The 2,653-nt window shown below is 68.2% G+C and carries 2 protein-coding genes; one reads left to right on the forward strand and one right to left on the reverse strand.

Features of this window, described 5'->3' with window-relative positions:
- Window positions 1–1,183: DEAD/DEAH box helicase (locus AC2W7M_RS23405; protein WP_486135321.1), on the reverse strand; the 1,183-nt coding region annotated here is incomplete at its 3' end.
- Between the two features lie 288 nt (window positions 1,184–1,471).
- Between AC2W7M_RS23405 and AC2W7M_RS23410 the strand changes: the two genes are divergently transcribed.
- Window positions 1,472–2,638: an MFS transporter gene (locus AC2W7M_RS23410; protein ID WP_486135323.1), complete on the forward strand. Its 1,167-nt coding sequence runs from the start codon at window positions 1,472–1,474 to the stop codon at window positions 2,636–2,638.
- Window positions 2,639–2,653: the final 15 nt, after the last annotated feature.

Consider the following 2,653-nt stretch of genomic DNA (forward strand, 5'->3'; position numbering starts at 1 on the left):
GGCCGTCCTCGCGGCCGCCGTCCCGGCGTTCGCGGCGCTCACGCGGCGGCGCTTCGCCGAGCGGCTCGCCGTGCCAGGGCACGCCATTGCCGATCAGCTTCTCGATCGCCGCCAGCGATTTGGAATCCGCATGGGTGACGATGGAATAGGCCGTACCCGAGCGCCCGGCGCGGCCGGTGCGGCCGATGCGGTGGACATAGTCCTCCGCATGGTGCGGGACGTCGTAGTTGAAGACGTGGCTGACCGCCGGAATGTCGAGGCCGCGGGCGGCTACGTCGGAGGCCACCAGAAGCGTCGCCTCGCCGGCCCGGAACTGGTCCAGCGCCTTGATGCGCGCGTGCTGGTCCATGTCGCCGTGCAGCGCCACGGCATTGAAGCCGTGCTTCTGCAGCGAGCGATGCAGCACCGCCACGTCGCGCTTGCGATTGCAGAAGATGATGCCGTTCTGCAAGCCCTCGCACTGGCGGATCAGCTCGCGCAGCACGTCGCGCTTCTCGAAGTCCTCGCTCGGCGAGGCGACGAGCATCTGGGTGACGGTCGTGGCGGTGGAAGCGGGCTTCGACACCTCGACCCGGACCGGGTTCGACAGGAATTGCGAGACCAGGCGCTGGATCTCCGGCGGCATGGTGGCCGAGAAGAACAGCGTCTGCCGGGTGAAGGGCACGAGCTTGCAGATGCGCTCGATGTCCGGGATGAAGCCCATGTCCAGCATGCGGTCGGCCTCGTCGATGACGAGGATCTCAATGCCGGAGAGCAGCAGTCGGCCGCGCTCCACATGGTCGAGCAGGCGGCCCGGCGTCGCGATCAGGACGTCGACGCCCCGCACGAGCTTGGAATCCTGGTCGCCGAAGGAAACGCCGCCGATCAGCAAAGCGACGTTCACCTTGTGGTTCTTGCCGTAGCGGACGAAATTCTCCTCCACCTGCGCGGCCAGCTCGCGGGTGGGCTCAAGGATCAGCGTGCGCGGCATCCGCGCACGCGCCCGGCCGTGCTCCAGGAGGGTGAGCATGGGCAGGGTGAAGGCGGCGGTCTTGCCCGTACCGGTCTGCGCAAGGCCGAGAACGTCGCGGCGCGCAAGAACGTGGGGAATGGCCTGAGCCTGGATGGGGGTCGGCTGCGTATAGCCGGTGTCTGCGACGGCCGCGAGAACCTTCTCGCTCAGGCCGAGTTCGGAAAATGACATTGCATCTTTTGGATGCGGCAGCGCGCCGCGATCGAACGTCCCGTGCCGTACGGGCTCAGACGAGTGGTCGTCGGACGGCGCGCTTGGATTCGACATATCTCGGACGACGCATAGCAACATAGAAATATTGTGCGCCGTGTCAATGGTTAGATGCAGCCATGCGTTTGCGCGATGTCTGGGCGATGAGCCATGCAGCCATCCGCTTGACCTCGCGGCCCGCGAACTCCACCCCTAAACCACCCTCGCGCCGTCCGCGCGCCCGCTTCCCGCGATCATCCCACGGCTCACATGAACTATCTCTACGTCCTGGGCGTCGCCACCTTTGCGAGCGCGTTCTCCATGCGTGCCATCGACCCCATGGTCAACCAGGTGGCCGCGGACCTGAGCATCACCCTGCAGCAGGTGGCGACGCTGGCCTCGGTGTTCACGCTCGCCTACGCATCCATGCAGCTGGTGTTCGGGCCGATCGGCGATGCGTTCGGCAAGGTGCGCCTGGTGCGCATCAATCTGGCCATCCTGTCGCTGGGCCTGGCGGCCTCGGCGCTGGCGCCGAGCCACGAGGTCCTGTTCGTCGCCCGCATCGTGTCCGGCGCCTTCGCCGGCGGCATCATCCCGGTGGTGCTGGCCATGGTGGGCGATCGCGCCAGCTTCGCCGAGCGGCCGGTGGCGCTGAGCCGCGTGCTGCTCGCCCTCATCCTCGGCCAGCTCATGGGCTCCACCGCGTCCGGCTTCATCGCCGAATGGCTGGGCTGGCGGCAGGTGTTCTGGACCGCCTGTGCGGTGTCGGCCCTCGGCTATGTCGGCTGCCTGATCTTCATGTCGGAGCAGCGGGCGCGCGAGCCGCTCTCCTTTTCCTCCGCGCTCGCGCGCTACCGGCTCGTCCTGCGCAACCCGCTGTCGCTCAAGCTGTTCTCGGTGGCGGCCGTGGAAGGCGCCTTCACCTTCGGCATCTTCCCGCTGGTGGCCGCACTGATGGTGGCGCACCGGCTCGGCGATGCGATCGAGGCCGGCCTGGTGATCGGCGCCTTCGCGCTCGGCGGGGCCTGCTATTCATTGAGCGTGGGGGGACTGGTCCGGCGCCTCGGCATCAAGGGCGTGATCGGCATGGGGGCGGTGGCCGTGGGCCTGTTCTTCATCGCCGCCGCCTTGGTTCCCAGTCTCGGCATGGCGGCAGCCGCCTTCGCGGTGTCGGGATTCGGCTTCTACATGATCCACAACATGCTCCAGCTGCTGGCGACGGAACTCGCGCCCGAGGCACGGGGCTCCGGCGTCGCCCTGTTTGCCAGCTCGTTCTTCATCGGCCAGGCCGTGGGCGCCGTGGCGATGGCGGCCGTGGCGGAGCACGTCGGTGCCGAGGCGGTGTTCCTGATCGCCGGCGCCTCCATGCTGGCGCTCGCTTGGCCGGCCTCGCGCCTTGCGCCGCGGTCGCAGGCGTCACCACCGACCGTGGTCTGAGGGGCGATGGGAGGG

This window comes from Xanthobacter sp. BG11Y11_SDJG (assembly GCF_057364445.1).